The 15,931-nt window shown below is 42.4% G+C and carries 11 protein-coding genes and 3 rRNA genes; 1 reads left to right on the top strand and 13 read right to left on the bottom strand.

The window, feature by feature from the left end; genetic code table 11:
• Positions 1 to 13 precede the first annotated feature (13 nt).
• From purF to CKV67_RS09140, 13 genes are all read right to left on the bottom strand, one after another.
• Entirely contained in the window at positions 14 to 1,441 is a 1,428-nt protein-coding gene (purF, locus tag CKV67_RS09080) for an amidophosphoribosyltransferase (protein ID WP_014093123.1), read from the bottom strand.
• Complete coding sequence (gene purL / locus CKV67_RS09085; protein ID WP_014093124.1) at positions 1,426 to 3,645, bottom strand: phosphoribosylformylglycinamidine synthase subunit PurL; 2,220 nt, start codon at positions 3,643 to 3,645, stop codon at positions 1,426 to 1,428. The genes purF and purL overlap by 16 nt, the downstream gene beginning before the upstream one ends.
• Entirely contained in the window at positions 3,638 to 4,321 is a 684-nt protein-coding gene (gene purQ, locus CKV67_RS09090) for a phosphoribosylformylglycinamidine synthase subunit PurQ (protein ID WP_014093125.1), read from the bottom strand. Before purQ ends, purL begins: the two co-directional genes overlap by 8 nt.
• 3 nt (positions 4,322 to 4,324) lie before the next feature.
• Entirely contained in the window at positions 4,325 to 4,570 is a 246-nt protein-coding gene (purS, locus tag CKV67_RS09095) for a phosphoribosylformylglycinamidine synthase subunit PurS (protein ID WP_014093126.1), read from the bottom strand.
• An 11-nt stretch (positions 4,571 to 4,581) separates the two neighbouring features.
• Complete coding sequence (gene purC / locus CKV67_RS09100) at positions 4,582 to 5,295, bottom strand: phosphoribosylaminoimidazolesuccinocarboxamide synthase (protein WP_014093127.1); 714 nt, start codon at positions 5,293 to 5,295, stop codon at positions 4,582 to 4,584.
• Positions 5,296 to 5,376: 81 nt separating this feature from the next.
• Entirely contained in the window at positions 5,377 to 6,669 is a 1,293-nt protein-coding gene (purB, locus tag CKV67_RS09105) for an adenylosuccinate lyase (protein WP_014093128.1), read from the bottom strand.
• 18 nt (positions 6,670 to 6,687) lie between these two features.
• Positions 6,688 to 7,812, bottom strand: a complete 1,125-nt coding sequence (gene purK, locus CKV67_RS09110; RefSeq protein WP_014093129.1) for a 5-(carboxyamino)imidazole ribonucleotide synthase — start codon at positions 7,810 to 7,812, stop codon at positions 6,688 to 6,690.
• The gene (gene purE / locus CKV67_RS09115) at positions 7,805 to 8,293 is read right to left on the bottom strand and encodes a 5-(carboxyamino)imidazole ribonucleotide mutase (protein ID WP_014093130.1); all 489 of its coding nucleotides are present in this window, start codon (positions 8,291 to 8,293) and stop codon (positions 7,805 to 7,807) included. Before purE ends, purK begins: the two co-directional genes overlap by 8 nt.
• Positions 8,294 to 8,550: 257 nt before the next feature.
• The gene (locus tag CKV67_RS09120) at positions 8,551 to 9,075 is read right to left on the bottom strand and encodes a DUF2179 domain-containing protein (RefSeq protein WP_014093131.1); all 525 of its coding nucleotides are present in this window, start codon (positions 9,073 to 9,075) and stop codon (positions 8,551 to 8,553) included.
• Between the two features lie 140 nt (positions 9,076 to 9,215).
• Positions 9,216 to 9,331 (bottom strand): 5S ribosomal RNA (gene rrf / locus CKV67_RS09125).
• A 77-nt stretch (positions 9,332 to 9,408) separates the two neighbouring features.
• Positions 9,409 to 12,341, bottom strand: a 23S ribosomal RNA gene (locus tag CKV67_RS09130).
• A 247-nt stretch (positions 12,342 to 12,588) separates the two neighbouring features.
• Positions 12,589 to 14,138 (bottom strand): 16S ribosomal RNA (locus CKV67_RS09135).
• Together the 16S, 23S and 5S rRNA genes form the textbook arrangement of a ribosomal RNA operon.
• A gap of 339 nt (positions 14,139 to 14,477) precedes the next feature.
• The gene (locus tag CKV67_RS09140) at positions 14,478 to 15,083 is read right to left on the bottom strand and encodes an HD domain-containing protein (protein WP_014093132.1); all 606 of its coding nucleotides are present in this window, start codon (positions 15,081 to 15,083) and stop codon (positions 14,478 to 14,480) included.
• Positions 15,084 to 15,147: 64 nt separating this feature from the next.
• Here CKV67_RS09140 and CKV67_RS09145 point away from each other — a divergent pair, with 64 nt between their 5' ends.
• The gene (locus CKV67_RS09145; RefSeq protein ID WP_025279997.1) at positions 15,148 to 15,921 is read left to right on the top strand and encodes an ABC transporter ATP-binding protein; all 774 of its coding nucleotides are present in this window, start codon (positions 15,148 to 15,150) and stop codon (positions 15,919 to 15,921) included.
• The last annotated feature ends 10 nt before the right edge of the window (positions 15,922 to 15,931 follow it).

A 15,931-nucleotide genomic window follows, 5' to 3' on the forward strand; every position in this document is an offset into this window, starting at 1 on the left:
GATTTCTCACTCCTTATTTTTCTGCTTCTAAGCTCGCTAAATATTCCGCTTCATAATCATATAAAGGTGTTGGATAATCTCCGTTAAAATATGCCATACAAAGTCCCCCATAAGGTTCGTTCGGATAAGGCCGGCCAATCGAATCAACTAAACCTTCTTCGCTCAAATACTCTAACGAATCTGCACCTATGATCCGGCAAATTTCATCGACAGAATAATTGGAAGCAATTAATTCGTTTCTCGTTTGAATATCAATCCCATAAAAACAAGGAAAAGCAAGTGGTGGTGAAGCAATTCGTACATGTACTTCGGCGGCGCCTGCTTCACGTAGAAGTTGAACAATCCGTTTACTTGTCGTGCCGCGAACAATCGAGTCATCAATCATCACAACTCGTTTCCCTTCAACCACACCTCGTACTGCAGAAAGTTTCATTCGTACGCCTTGTTCTCTAAGTTCTTGAGATGGTTGAATAAAAGTTCTCGCTACATACCTATTTTTTATTAAACCTAATTCGTAAGGTAATCCTGCTTCTTCGGCATAACCAATTGCTGCAGAAATACTTGAGTCAGGCACACCGGTAACCACATCTGCATCAATAAATGCTTCTTTCGCAAGTCTTTTTCCAGAACGTTTTCTCGCTGAATGGACATTAATCCCAGCAATATTAGAATCTGGTCTAGCAAAATAAATATATTCCATACTACAAATCGAATGCTTCACATCTTCAGTGAATTTTTCAATTCTAAGTCCATCATTGTTAATAATAATTAGTTCACCCGGCTCAACATCTCGCACAAATTCCGCACCAACCGTTTCAAAAGCACATGTTTCTGAGGCCACTACATAATAGTCTCCAATTCGTCCAATCGAAAGCGGTCGGAAGCCATTTGGATCAAGTGCGGCGTACATAGTATCTTCTGTTAAAAGCATATACGCAAAGCCACCTTTGACTTTGTTTAAAGCTACTTTTAAGTCTTCCACAAAATCTCCCGTATGGCTACGTTTAATTAAATGAGCTAAAACTTCGGTATCAGAACTTGTTTGGAAAATCGCACCTTCTTCTTCTAATTCACGACGCAACGTTTTAGCATTTACTAGATTCCCATTATGCGCTAACGCTAAAGACGAACTATGAAAATGAAATAAAAATGGTTGTACATTTCCAAGGTTTTTTTGACCAGCTGTCGCATAACGAACATGACCAATCGCTGCCTTACCTTTTAAATCATCTAATTCTCCATGTTTAAATACATCTGCTAATAATCCTAAATTACGATGCCCTTTTAATGTTTCTCCGTCAGTTGAAACAATCCCGGCACCTTCTTGCCCGCGATGCTGTAAACTATGCAAGCCATAATACGTGATTTCAGCTGCATTCGGATGATTCCAAATACCAAAAATACCACATTCTTCATTCAGTCCTTTTACTTCAGCAAGCATGGAATAGCCCCTTCCCAAATGGATCGTAACTCAGTCATTTTGGCTGTTACCGTTTCTGTTTTATGTTGCACGCGAATCGTCTCACTCGCTGTAACAACACCAAGTCGATATACTTTTTCTAGTTCCATTAATTTAGCAAAAGCCGCTTCATTTTCTGGTTTTACAGAAACTAAGAAGCGTGATTGTGATTCACTAAATAGTTGATTTAATTCAAATGGTACTTCTACATCTGCGCCAAGCCCTGCTTTAAAAGTTGCTTCTGCAAGTGCGACACCAAATCCGCCTTCTGCTAAATCATGACTGGAAGCAACTAAACCTTCACGAATTGCTGTCAAAAGTAGTTGTTGGTATTTTTTTTCTAATGTCAAGTCTAGAACTGGTGCACGACCGCTAATTTTCCCTTGTTGTAATTTTTGTAACTCGGAACCACTATATTCCGGTTTTGTTTCTCCAATAAGGAAAATCACGTCCCCTGCTGCTTTAAAATCCTGCGTAGTAATATGCGCTAAATCTTCTACTAGTCCAACCATGCCAATAACAGGGGTTGGGTAAATCCCTGTACCATCTGTTTCATTATAAAGGGAAACATTTCCAGATATAACAGGTGTATCTAGCTCTAAGCATGCAGCACTAATTCCATCAGCCGCTTTTTCAATTTCCCAAAAAATTTCTGGCTTTTCTGGATTTCCAAAGTTTAGTCCATCCGTTATCGCAAGTGGTTTCCCACCTGAACAAACAATATTTCGAGCCGCTTCTGCAACCGCAATTGCTCCGCCAACTTCTGGATCAAGGTAAAGATAGCGTGAGTTACAGTCTGTCGTCATCGCAATTGCTTTTTCTGTCCCACGAACCCGAACAATCGCTGCATCTGAACCAGGCTCAACTGCTGTATCGGTCCGAACTTGATAATCATATTGTTCATAAATATGTTTTTTGCTAGCGATGGTTGGTTGAGCTAACAATTCTTTCCATGTTTCAACGATATCCGTCATCACTGGAACAAAAGCCTCTTCTTGCTGGAAAGCTTGATAGCGAGCTGGTTCTTTGGAAGGCTTATGATAAACCGGTGCATCTTCAGCAAGTGCATCTACCGGTACATTCGCAACCACTTCTCCATGATGAATAATTTTATACATTTTATCATCCGTTACTTTTCCAATCACCACTGCTTCTAAGCCATATCGTTCAAAAAGCGCTTGAATTTCTTCCACATGCCCTTTTTTAACACATAATAACATCCGCTCTTGAGACTCAGAAAGTAACATTTCGTATGGCGACATGTGTAATTCTCGTTGAGGAACATCGTCCATAATTAATTCCAAACCAGCCCCAGCCTTAGAAGCCATTTCCGAGCTAGAGCTTACTAGCCCAGCAGCGCCCATATCTTGAATACCCACTAAAATGTCCGAATGGTCGCGAATAACGTCTAAACACGCCTCCAGTAATAGTTTTTCCATAAAAGGATCACCTACTTGAACTGCCGAACGTTGCTGTTCACCTTCTTCGCTAAATTCAACCGAAGCAAATGTAGCACCATGAATCCCGTCCCGACCAGTTTTAGCTCCAACATACATAACTGGATTACCTATTCCTTTGGCTTGTCCTTTTTGAATATCTTTTGCTTCGATTAAGCCAACACACATCGCATTAACTAATGGATTTTTTGTATAACATGGATCAAATTGAATTTCACCACCAACTGTTGGAATCCCAATGGAGTTACCATAACCTGCAATACCTGCCACTACTTCACTCACTAAATATTTAGCATGTGGTGTATCTAGCTCGCCAAACCGAAGCGAATTAAGCATCGCAATTGGTCTAGCACCCATCGAAAATACATCACGGATAATTCCGCCAACACCGGTTGCAGCCCCTTGATATGGCTCTACATAGGAAGGATGATTATGGCTTTCCACTTTAAAAGCTACACCTAAGCCGTCGCCAATATCGACAATCCCTGCACCTTCACCTGGACCTTGGAGTACTTGTTTCCCTTCAGTCGGAAATTTTCGAAGCACTGGTTTAGAGTTTTTATAGCTACAATGCTCTGACCACATAACAGAGAAAAGACCTGTTTCTGTATAATTAGGCTCACGTCCAAGAATCGAACAAATAAGCTCATATTCACTATCCGTTAAACCCATTTCTCGATAAATTTTTTCCGCTTTAATTTCTTCGCTAGTAGGTTCCATTTTAAGCATTTACTTGTTCCTCCTTCCAAGCTTTTACGACTGATTGGAAAAGTTTCAATCCATCTGTTCCACCAATAATTTCTTCTACTGCACGTTCTGGATGCGGCATCATCCCAAGTACATTACCACTTTCATTTATGATACCAGCAATATCTGCCCGACTGCCATTAGGATTCGCTCCTTCATACGTAAAAACAATTTGGTTATTTGCTTGAAGTTTCTGAAGCGTTTCATCATCACAGTAATAATTTCCTTCTCCATGAGCGACAGGAACCTGGATAATTTCGTTGTTTTCGTAAGCTCTCGTGAACATCGTATCCGCATTAGCAACACGAAGCGGCACTGTTTTACATATGAAATGCAAATTATTATTTCTGATTAAAGCCCCTGGAAGCAAGCCAATTTCTGTTAAAATTTGGAACCCGTTACAAACACCAAGCACAGGCTTTCCAATTTCCGCAAAACGTAAAACTTCTGGCATAATATTAGAAAACTTAGCAATTGCACCAGTCCTTAAGTAATCCCCATAAGAAAATCCACCTGGTAATAAAACGGCATCAAAACCAGCTAAACTTGACTCCGCATGCCAAACATATTCCGCCTCCTCGCCAAGAATATCCTGAATCGCATGTAACATATCAAGGTCACAATTTGAACCTGGGAACTGAATGACAGCAAATTTCATCGTTTAAGCCTCCTCGATTTCATAGCGGTAATCTTCCATCACCGGATTTGTTAATAGTTTATCGCACATTTCATTTAATACTTCATGAATATCACGATCAGATTTTGCTACTTTAAGTTCCATAAATTTACCAATCCGCACATCTTCTACTTCTTGATATCCCATGCTTTTCGCTGCATCCTTAACCGCAACTCCTTGTGGATCTAATACGCTTTTCTTTAAAGTGACATATACTTTGACATTATACATTTTGTGACCTCCTAGTTTTGAACTTGCTTCAATCTATTTAATACTTCTGTATATACATCTGTTAAATTGCCAATATTCCGACGAAAGACATCCTTATCCAGCTTCTGATTCGTTTCTTTATCCCAAAGTCGACAAGTATCTGGAGAAATTTCATCTGCTAGTAAAATATTTCCATTCTCATCACGACCAAATTCTAATTTGAAGTCAATCAAAGTAATATTCATTTTAGTAAATAAGGCTTGCAAAGCTACATTAATAGCTCGAGTTGCTTGACGAATTTCTTCCATTTCATTTCTCGTCGCGATTCCTAAATAAAGCGCGTGTTCATCATTAATAAAAGGATCATCTAACGCATCATCTTTATAATAAAATTCGACGATCGCATTTGGAATCGATTCTCCTTCTTCTTTTCCAAGACGCTTCGCAAGACTTCCTGCCATCACATTACGCACCACGACTTCAAGCGGAATAATCGATACTTCCTTCACTAATTGCTCCTTTTTGGAAGTAGCTTTGATGAAATGACTAGCAATTCCTTCACTCGCTAAATAAGAAAAAACCAGTGAGGTAATTTGATTATTTAGCTCCCCTTTTCCTGCAAAAGATTCCTTTCGCACACCATTTAGCGCAGTAGCATCATCTTTATATGCTACACGTAAAACTCCAGGCTCTTCCGTTTTGAATAGTTGTTTCGCTTTTCCTTCATAAACAAGTTCGTTAGTCACGATTTTTATCTCCTTATAAATTACTTAACCTCTTTGAAGAGTATGGCTATCAAAGAGGTCATGTGAGTATTCTGTCCGTAATTATAATCCTAGGCGATCAAAAATTAAGTCGACATTCTTTAAGTGATAATGGTAATCAAAGCAGTCAGCAATTTCCGCCGCAGATAAGTTTTCCGTAATTGTTGCATCTTGTTCTATCAACTCGCGGAATGGTACTTGTTTCTCCCAAGCCTCCATCGCTTTCGGTTGCACCACATCATATGCAGCTTCACGAGCAAGCCCTTTATCAATTAAAGCAAGTAGAACACGCTGCGAGTATATAAGTCCAAGTGTTCTATCCATATTACGTTTCATATTTTCTGGAAATACCGTCAAGTTTTTCACAATCGAACCGAAACGATTTAAAATATAATCAAGTAAAATAGTTGAATCCGGTAAAATAATTCGTTCAGCTGAGCTATGTGAAATATCACGTTCATGCCACAGCGGTACATTTTCATACGCTGTTACCATATGACCACGAATCACACGAGCCAGTCCAGTAACATTTTCTGAACCAATCGGATTACGTTTATGTGGCATTGCCGAGGAACCTTTTTGACCTTTTGCAAAAAATTCTTCTACTTCGCGAACTTCACTTTTTTGAAGTGCACGAACTTCTACTGCAAATTTTTCCACAGAAGTTGCAATGAGCGCAAGCGTTGCCAAATATTCCGCATGACGGTCACGTTGCAATGTCTGCGTGGAAATCGGCGCTGGCGTTGTTCCTAATTTTTCGCATACATAGGATTCTACAAATGGATCAATATTTGCATAAGTTCCAACTGCTCCAGAAATTTTTCCGAATTCTACTCCATCTGCAGCAAAATTAAAGCGTTCTAGATTACGTTTCATTTCTTCGTACCACAAAGCCAGTTTTAAACCAAATGTAGTCGGCTCCGCATGTACGCCGTGAGTTCGTCCCATCGTCACAGTATATTTATGTTCTTTCGCTTTTTCACCAATAATCGCAATAAAATTTTCCAAGTCTTTCCGTAAAATTTCATTAGCTTGCTTCAATAAATAGGAGTTGGCCGTATCAACTACATCTGTAGAAGTTAAACCATAATGAACCCATTTACGTTCTGCTCCAAGTGATTCAGACACAGAACGAGTAAACGCAACCACATCATGTCTCGTTTCTAATTCGATTTCATGAATACGATCGACATCAAATTTTGCATTCGCACGGATTTTCCCCACATCTTCTTTTGGAATTTCTCCTAACTCGGCCCATGCCTCACAAGCTAAAATTTCCACTTCTAACCAAGCTTGATAGCGATTTTTTTCTGTCCAAATATTGCCCATTTCTTTACGAGTATAACGTTCTAACATCCTTTAAAACTCCTCCAATTACTTCCAAATTTGCGTCTTTTCCAAATCAATCAAAACCGCTTCCGGCTCACTTGTCAAAATAGTGACATGCCCCATTTTACGATTCATTTTCGCTTCTTGTTTTCCATAATAATGAACAAACCAGTGCGGATAGTCACCCATTTTCTCATTCATGGTATCCACATGCTGTCCTAAGATATTAACCATCAATGCCGGTTGAAGTAATTCTGGTTTTAATAGTGGTAAACCAACTATCGCACGAATATGTTGTGTGAATTGGGAGATAGAACAAGCTTCTATTGTATAGTGTCCCGAATTATGCGGTCTCGGAGCTAGCTCATTAACATAAATTGCCCCTGACTTCGTAACAAACATCTCTACTGCCAAAACGCCGCACAGCTGAAGAACCTCAGCTAACTTTTTGGCAATTTCTTCTGCTTCTTCGTGCACATCCGCTGATACATTTGCTGGTGCAATCGACGTATGCAAAATATTATTCACATGAACGTTTTCCGCCACTGGGAATGTTTCCACTTGTCCATCTTTTCCTCTTGCAACAACAATCGAGATCTCTTTTTCAAACGGTATCCAAGCTTCTAGTACACATGAACCATAACGTAATAAACGAGCTGCCATTTCGATGTCATTTGCATCTCGTAAAACAACTTGACCTTTCCCGTCATAACCACCTTGTGCCGTTTTTAAAACCGCTGGATAGCCAATACTTTTTATTTCACGTTCAATTTCTTCTTTATCCACAATAATTGCATATGGAGCAATATTGATATTAGCAGATTCTAAATACGCTTTTTCCAAAATCCGGTCTTGCGTAATCGAAAGCAACTCCGATCCTTGGGGCACGTCCACTAACTCTTGCGTCATCTTCAAAGCATCATAGTCGATATTTTCAAATTCATATGTAACGACATCTGCCTTCTCTGCAAGGTCCCTCAGAGATACTTTATCATCATAGTCTGCGATAATTTGTTCATCACTTACTTGGGCAGCAGGACAGTCTACAGTTGGATCAAGAATAATAATCCGATATCCCATCGCCTTGGCAGCTAGAGCCATCATCCGACCTAATTGCCCACCACCAATGATACCTATTGTACTATTTGTCAGCAAAAATTTTTTATTCAAGAGAATCACTACTTTCTAGAACTATTTCCTCTAGTGTAGCACGTCTATTTTGCAACCTGTTAGTAATTGCATCGTCCGTAATAGATAAAATTTGTGCTGCTAAAATCCCAGCATTCACCGCACCACTTTCACCAATTGCAACAGTAGCGACCGGAACCCCTCCAGGCATCTGCACAATAGATAATAATGAATCCAGTCCATTCAATGCTTTTGACTTAATAGGGACACCAATAACAGGCAAAGTCGTCTTCGCAGCAACCATACCTGGTAAATGTGCGGCACCCCCAGCACCTGCAATAATAATTTTTAAACCACGTTCCCGCGCTTGTTCTGCATATTGAAACATCAAATCTGGCGTACGATGAGCTGAAACTACTTTTTTCTCATAAGCGATTTCTAATTCATCCAATACATCACATGCTTTTTTCATTGTATCCCAATCTGAGGTACTCCCCATTATGACACCAATTTCCGCAGGCATTACGTGATCAACTCCTTCATTTCTCATTTCGACTCCTTCATTCTAACAATTGCAATGCTAAAAGTCAACGAAAAATCGAACATTTAAATGTTACATTTTATTAACGTTCGTGTTTTACTGTATTTAATCTTCATTTCATTGATTATGTAACGGTTTTCACTAAATAAAAGAGCTAAAGTATAGAAAAAGCACCCCTAAAATCCAAATTCGAATTTTAGGGGTGCTTTTTCTATTTATAACAATATCCTATACATCACTTATTTTCTAACTTGTTTTATCCAAAATCCACCATGAATTTGTTTCGGTTCAGATGAAACAATAAAGGCCCCTCCATCAATCTCAATAATCTGCCTGTATAATTTACGTTCATTTTTCCTTTGCGTCAATATCTCAAGCATCATCCGTTCACCGTCACGTCCACTAGCAAGCCAACTCGTTACACCATAACCTAAGTCACGAATTTGATTAGGTAAGTCCAAGTTGTACTCTTTTGTAATAACATTGACCGTAATGTATCCAAGTGCGATTCGCTCTTCTATTTTCATTCCAACAATAACACCCACACCAAAACCAATCGCATAAGCTAATACATTCTCGATATTATTTAGATTATCCAGTACTAGACTTAGCGCAACAACATAAATAATCATCTCAAATACACTTGATAGCGCAGCTAAATATCGATATCCTTTCATTGTCAGCAATAACCTTACCGTATAGATTGTCACATATAAAATATTTACAACAAAAATCGTCACCACTATAAACAAACTATTATCCACTAAATTACCTCCAACTAAAAAACTGCAGTAAAACTTCGCATTGAAGAATCTTTTACTAATATAACATTCTACTATACTCCTTACAAAAGAAACACTTCATTACAACAAAAAAGCCCTAACGAATTAGGACTTTTCAAATTGCCCGGCAGCGACCTACTCTCGCAGGGGGAAGCCCCCAACTACCATTGGCGCAGAGAAGCTTAACTACCGTGTTCGGGATGGGAACGGGTGTGACCTTCTCGCCATAACTACCAGACAATATTGAATTGTTGAAAGATTGCTCTCTCAAAACTAGAGAAGAAAGGGTTCAGTTAGGTAACTTCGTTTCATTTTTTGGTTAAGTCCTCGATCGATTAGTATTTGTCCGCTCCATGTATCGCTACACTTCCACTCCAAACCTATCTACCTGATCATCTTTCAGGGATCTTACTTTCCGAAGAAATGGGAAATCTCATCTTGAGGGGGGCTTCACGCTTAGATGCTTTCAGCGTTTATCCCTGCCACACATAGCTACCCAGCGATGCTCCTGGCGGAACAACTGGTACACCAGCGGTGTGTCCATCCCGGTCCTCTCGTACTAAGGACAGCTCCTCTCAAATTTCCTGCGCCCGCGACGGATAGGGACCGAACTGTCTCACGACGTTCTGAACCCAGCTCGCGTGCCGCTTTAATGGGCGAACAGCCCAACCCTTGGGACCGACTACAGCCCCAGGATGCGACGAGCCGACATCGAGGTGCCAAACCTCCCCGTCGATGTGGACTCTTGGGGGAGATAAGCCTGTTATCCCCGGGGTAGCTTTTATCCGTTGAGCGATGGCCCTTCCATGCGGAACCACCGGATCACTAAGCCCGACTTTCGTCCCTGCTCGACTTGTCAGTCTCGCAGTCAAGCTCCCTTGTGCCTTTACACTCTGCGAATGATTTCCATCCATTCTGAGGGAACCTTTGGGCGCCTCCGTTACTCTTTAGGAGGCGACCGCCCCAGTCAAACTGCCCACCTGACACTGTCTCCCCACGCGCTAAGCGTGGCGGGTTAGAATGGTCATACAGCCAGGGTAGTATCCCACCATTGCCTCCTCGTATGCTAGCGCACACGTCTCTTCGGCTCCTACCTATCCTGTACAAGCGGTACAAACATTCCATATCAGGTTGCAGTAAAGCTCCACGGGGTCTTTCCGTCCTGTCGCGGGTAACCTGCATCTTCACAGGTACTATAATTTCACCGAGTCTCTCGTTGAGACAGTGCCCAGATCGTTGCGCCTTTCGTGCGGGTCGGAACTTACCCGACAAGGAATTTCGCTACCTTAGGACCGTTATAGTTACGGCCGCCGTTTACTGGGGCTTCAATTCGTACCTTCGCCGAAGCTAAGCACTCCTCTTAACCTTCCAGCACCGGGCAGGCGTCAGCCCCTATACGTCACCTTACGGTTTTGCAGAGACCTGTGTTTTTGCTAAACAGTCGCCTGGGCCTATTCACTGCGGCTCTCTCGGGCTTGCACCCTAATAGAGCACCCCTTCTCCCGAAGTTACGGGGTCATTTTGCCGAGTTCCTTAACGAGAGTTCTCTCGCTCACCTTAGGATTCTCTCCTCATCTACCTGTGTCGGTTTGCGGTACGGGCAGTACTACTCTTCCTAGAGGCTTTTCTTGACAGCGTGAAATCAGGAACTTCCGTACTTCATTTCCTTCCCCATCACAGCTCATGCTTCGCGAGAAGCGGATTTGCCTACTTCTCACACTCACTGCTTGGACGCACATTTCCATTCGTGCGATTCCCTATCCTTCTGTGTCACCCCATCGGTTAAACAATTAGCACTGGTACAGGAATCTCTACCTGTTGTCCATCGCCTACGCCTATCGGCCTCGGCTTAGGTCCCGACTAACCCTGAGCGGACGAGCCTTCCTCAGGAAACCTTAGATATTCGGTGGAAGGGATTCTCACCCTTCTTTCGCTACTCATACCGGCATTCTCACTTCTAAGCGCTCCACCAGTCCTTCCGGTCTGACTTCACCGCCCTTAGAACGCTCTCCTACCACGAACCTCTATAAGAGGTTCATCCACAGTTTCGGTAATATGTTTAGCCCCGGTACATTTTCGGCGCGGGGTCACTCGACCAGTGAGCTATTACGCACTCTTTCAATGGTGGCTGCTTCTAAGCCAACATCCTGGTTGTCTAAGCAACCCCACATCCTTTTCCACTTAACATATATTTGGGGACCTTAACTGGTGGTCTGGGCTGTTTCCCTTTCGACTACGGATCTTATCACTCGCAGTCTGACTCCCGAGTATAAGTACATGGCATTCGGAGTTTATCTGAATTCGGTAACCCGAGAAGGGCCCCTAGTCCAAACAGTGCTCTACCTCCATGACTCTTTACCTCGAGGCTAGCCCTAAAGCTATTTCGGAGAGAACCAGCTATCTCCAAGTTCGATTGGAATTTCTCCGCTACCCACACCTCATCCCCGCACTTTTCAACGTGCGTGGGTTCGGACCTCCAGTAAGTATTACCTTACCTTCATCCTGGACATGGGTAGATCACCTGGTTTCGGGTCTACGACCTGTTACTTATTCGCCCTATTCAGACTCGCTTTCGCTACGGCTCCGCTTTTTCCGCTTAACCTTGCAACAAATCGTAACTCGCCGGTTCATTCTACAAAAGGCACGCTATCACCCATTAACGGGCTCTAACTACTTGTAGGCACACGGTTTCAGGAACTGTTTCACTCCCCTTCCGGGGTACTTTTCACCTTTCCCTCACGGTACTGGTTCACTATCGGTCACTAGGGAGTATTTAGCCTTGGGAGATGGTCCTCCCGGATTCCGACGGAATTTCACGTGTTCCGCCGTACTCAGGATCCACTCTGGAGGGAAAGCTATTTCAACTACCGGGCTGTTACCGTCTTTGGCGGGCCTTTCCAGACCGCTTCATTTATAACTTTCTTTTGTAACTCCGTATAGAGTGTCCTACAACCCCAAGAAGCAAGCTTCTTGGTTTGGGCTTTTTCCGTTTCGCTCGCCGCTACTCAGGAAATCGATTTTTCTTTCTCTTCCTCCAGGTACTTAGATGTTTCAGTTCCCTGGGTCTGCCTTCCTCACGCTATGTATTCACGTAAGGATACTATCCGACTAAAGATAGTGGGTTCCCCCATTCGGAAATCTCTGGATCAACGCTTACGTACAGCTCCCCAAAGCATATCGGTGTTAGTCCCGTCCTTCTTCGGCTCCTAGTGCCAAGGCATCCACCGTGCGCCCTTTCTAACTTAACCAATTTACTTCGATGAAGTAAAGGTTGTTTTTCTGATTTTCCGTATCAGCGATGATACTTCCAATCAGATGAAAGATTCACTTTCAGATGATTCTCGGTTACTTGTGTCATAAATAGTTACCTATTTATGCTAACTTTACTAACTTTCTTATCTAGTTTTCAAAGAACAAACAGTATAGAGAAGAATTAACCTCTCAAAACTGAACAAACAGAGAAGAACGAAAACTCACAGGTTTCCTTTTCCTTAGAAAGGAGGTGATCCAGCCGCACCTTCCGATACGGCTACCTTGTTACGACTTCACCCCAATTATCTGTCCCACCTTCGGCGGCTGGCTCCTAAAAGGTTACCCTACCGACTTCGGGTGTTACAAACTCTCGTGGTGTGACGGGCGGTGTGTACAAGGCCCGGGAACGTATTCACCGCGGCATGCTGATCCGCGATTACTAGCGATTCCGGCTTCATGTAGGCGAGTTGCAGCCTACAATCCGAACTGAGAATGGTTTTATGGGATTGGCTCCACCTCGCGGCTTCGCGACCCTTTGTACCATCCATTGTAGCACGTGTGTAGCCCAGGTCATAAGGGGCATGATGATTTGACGTCATCCCCACCTTCCTCCGGCTTGCACCGGCAGTCACTTTAGAGTGCCCAACTAAATGCTGGCAACTAAAATCAAGGGTTGCGCTCGTTGCGGGACTTAACCCAACATCTCACGACACGAGCTGACGACAACCATGCACCACCTGTCACTTTGTCCCCGAAGGGAAAGCTCTGTCTCCAGAGTGGTCAAAGGATGTCAAGACCTGGTAAGGTTCTTCGCGTTGCTTCGAATTAAACCACATGCTCCACCGCTTGTGCGGGCCCCCGTCAATTCCTTTGAGTTTCAACCTTGCGGTCGTACTCCCCAGGCGGAGTGCTTAATGCGTTAGCTGCAGCACTAAGGGGCGGAAACCCCCTAACACTTAGCACTCATCGTTTACGGCGTGGACTACCAGGGTATCTAATCCTGTTTGCTCCCCACGCTTTCGCGCCTCAGCGTCAGTTACAGACCAGAGAGTCGCCTTCGCCACTGGTGTTCCTCCACATATCTACGCATTTCACCGCTACACGTGGAATTCCACTCTCCTCTTCTGCACTCCAGTCTTCCAGTTTCCAATGACCCTCCCCGGTTAAGCCGGGGGCTTTCACATCAGACTTAAAAGACCGCCTGCGCGCGCTTTACGCCCAATAAATCCGGACAACGCTTGCCACCTACGTATTACCGCGGCTGCTGGCACGTAGTTAGCCGTGGCTTTCTGGTTAGATACCGTCAAGGGACAAGCAGTTACTCTTATCCTTGTTCTTCTCTAACAACAGTACTTTACGATCCGAAAACCTTCTTCATACACGCGGCGTTGCTCCGTCAGACTTTCGTCCATTGCGGAAGATTCCCTACTGCTGCCTCCCGTAGGAGTCTGGGCCGTGTCTCAGTCCCAGTGTGGCCGATCACCCTCTCAGGTCGGCTATGCATCGTTGCCTTGGTAGGCCTTTACCCTACCAACTAGCTAATGCACCGCGGGCCCATCTGTAAGCGATAGCCGAAACCATCTTTCAAAGTGATGACATGCGTCACTACTTATCATTCGGTATTAGCCCCGGTTTCCCGGAGTTATCCCCAACTTACAGGCAGGTTGCCCACGTGTTACTCACCCGTCCGCCACTAACATTGGAAGAGCAAGCTCTTCCTCCGTTCGTTCGACTTGCATGTATTAGGCACGCCGCCAGCGTTCGTCCTGAGCCAGGATCAAACTCTCTTTAAAATATAAATTGAATTTGAATACTTATTCAACACCGTGAATAAGATTCCTTGCGTCAAATTGACTTCGCTAGCAATTAAATTACTAGTTTGTTTTGTTGAAAACAGCTTTCTGTTTTCTGCCCTGCGATTACCAGTGAGACTTTACGTCTCATTGCTTTTCGTCTTCTTCTTTGTTCAGTTTTCAAAGGTCAGTTGCTTTGTTAACGCAACTTTTAAATCTTACCATAAAGATTTAATCGCGTCAACAACTAATTTTTAAAATAATTTTCAATAAATTATCTTGTATCAATTCAGCTTTATTATTATATAATACCTTTTGGCTAAATACAAGTGTTTTGCGTTATATTTTTAATTCTTGTTCTAAAGCATGTATAAAATCCTGCATAATTTTTTGTTTTCCTTTGGCCATCTCTTTCGCGGTTTGGGTATTTAATTGGCTTTCGATTAGTAATAACTTATCGTAAAAGTGTTGTATTGTCGTGTTTTCAGGATTAAGTGGATCAGTTATTTCTCGATTATGCGCCCCTCCATATGTAAAGGTTCTAGCTATACCGACTGCTCCAATAGCATCTAGTCGATCTGCATCTTGAACTATTTTTTCTTCTATTGTTTGGGCTTGGATAGGATTATTACCTTGTTTAAAAGATACAGACTCCATAATTCGAATAATTTGGGTAATCAAATTAGATGGCATTTCTTGTTGTTCCATCCATATTACTAATCTTTTGCTGGCTTGCGCTGGGTTACTAGTTAACTTGGTATCTGAGTAATCGTGGAAAAGTGCTGCTAATTCAATCGCAAATAAATCTCCACCTTCTATCGCTTGGATTTTTTTGCTAAGTTTATGGACTCGGTTAATATGTGCCCAGTCATGACCTGTTGTTTCGTTTTTGAAATGGGTTTGCATCCATTTTTCAGCTTTCGTAATAATTTTGTTTTTATTCATTGTTTTAGCTCCTTTTTTAATTCTCTTTCATGTACAATAGTAGAAAATGGAAATGGGGTATTCGATGTTTGAATTTGAACACGTTACTTTAAAACGCGATAATAAAACCATCTTATCGGATATTAATTGGGTGGTAAATGAAAAAGAAAACTGGGCAATACTTGGGTTGAATGGCTCGGGAAAAACGTCATTATTACAATTATTAAATGGTTATCTTTGGCCGAGTAGCGGTAAATTACAAGTACTAGGTCATGTTTTCGGTCAAACTTCTTTACCAGAATTACGTAAATCTATCGGCTGGGTTAGTAATGCTTTAGGCCAACAGCTAAAAGAGTACGAACTTAGTGAACAAATTGTACTTAGTGGCAAATTTGCAAGTATCGGCATGTATACAAAAGTGACAAAGGCTGAAATTGCTGATGCCAAACAAATTCTTACTGATTGTGGCGGCGCGTCTCTTATCGGAAAAGCTTATAGCATTTTATCACAAGGCGAACGTCAAACCGTCTTAATCGCTCGTGCTCTAATGGCTCATCCTCGATTACTTATTCTTGATGAGCCTTGTAATGGTCTCGATTTATTCGCCAAAGACCGTCTACTAGGGCGCATTAAAAAGATTGCAGAACGAGCGGATTCCCCAACAATGCTTTTCGTAACGCATCATACCGAAGAAATCTTACCTTGCTTTGATAATATCATTTTACTGCGTGACGGGGAAATAACACATTGCGGGAAAACGGAAAAACTTTTGACTGCACCAGTTCTTCAAACATTTTACCAAAAACCGGTAGAGCTTATTCGGATAAAAGATGGTTCCATTGCCGTCTATCCAAAGTAAATGGTATAGT

The organism is Listeria ivanovii subsp. ivanovii, assembly GCF_900187025.1.
Taxonomy (GTDB): domain Bacteria; phylum Bacillota; class Bacilli; order Lactobacillales; family Listeriaceae; genus Listeria; species Listeria ivanovii.

Excerpts from the sequence above, each read along its gene's own strand:
- purB (WP_014093128.1), bottom strand. The coding sequence starts at position 6,669 with ATGTTAGAACGTTATACTCGTAAAGAAATGGGCAATATTTGGACAGAA.
- purL (WP_014093124.1), bottom strand. The coding sequence starts at position 3,645 with ATGCTTAAAATGGAACCTACTAGCGAAGAAATTAAAGCGGAAAAAATT.
- CKV67_RS09140 (WP_014093132.1), bottom strand. The coding sequence starts at position 15,083 with ATGAATAAAAACAAAATTATTACGAAAGCTGAAAAATGGATGCAAACC.
- purS (WP_014093126.1), bottom strand. The coding sequence starts at position 4,570 with ATGTATAATGTCAAAGTATATGTCACTTTAAAGAAAAGCGTATTAGAT.
- purQ (WP_014093125.1), bottom strand. The coding sequence starts at position 4,321 with ATGAAATTTGCTGTCATTCAGTTCCCAGGTTCAAATTGTGACCTTGAT.
- purE (WP_014093130.1), bottom strand. The coding sequence starts at position 8,293 with ATGCCTGCGGAAATTGGTGTCATAATGGGGAGTACCTCAGATTGGGAT.
- CKV67_RS09145 (WP_025279997.1), top strand. The coding sequence starts at position 15,148 with ATGTTTGAATTTGAACACGTTACTTTAAAACGCGATAATAAAACCATC.
- purF (WP_014093123.1), bottom strand. The coding sequence starts at position 1,441 with ATGCTTGCTGAAGTAAAAGGACTGAATGAAGAATGTGGTATTTTTGGT.